Raw genomic sequence first — 577 nt, forward strand, 5'->3', positions numbered from 1 at the left:
GATGGACCCGGTGCCCGATCACGGGGAGAAGTCCTACAAAGGCTCCGGTCGCCTCAAGGACATGAAGGCGATCATCACCGGAGCTGACAGCGGCATCGGCCGGGCGGTCGCACTCGCCTACGCCCGCGAGGGTGCGGATGTCTTGATTTCCTATCTCGACGAGCATGAGGATGCCAACGAAACTAAGCGTCTCGTCGAAGAAGCAGGTCGCAAAGCCGTGCTTGTACCGGGCAATCTCAAGGAGGCTGCCCATTGCCGCGACGTCGTCGCCAAGGCGGTCGCCGAGTTCGGCGGGATCGATATCCTCGTCAACAACGCCGCCCATCAGGCGACTTTTCACGAACTCGAAGACATCGACGACGACGAGTGGGAACTGACCTTCAAGGTCAACATCCACGCGATGTTCTTCCTGGTGAAGGCCGCCGTGCCGCACATGAAGGCGGGGGCTTCGATCATCAACACCGCATCGATTAACTCCGACGCACCGAATCCGACGCTGCTCGCCTATGCCACGACCAAGGGGGCGATTGCCAACTTTACGGCGGGGTTGGCGCAAATGCTTGCGAAAAAGGAAATC

1 protein-coding gene is annotated in these 577 nt (G+C 60.0%); it reads left to right on the forward strand.

Features of this window, described 5'->3' with window-relative positions; all coding sequences use genetic code 11:
• Position 1: 1 nt before the first annotated feature.
• Positions 2–577, forward strand: a 576-nt coding sequence (locus AC1DYF_RS40375; protein WP_477884556.1) for an SDR family NAD(P)-dependent oxidoreductase, incomplete at its 3' end; no start/stop codon positions are given.

It is taken from the genome of Rhizobium sp. P2_G9, assembly GCF_056403475.1.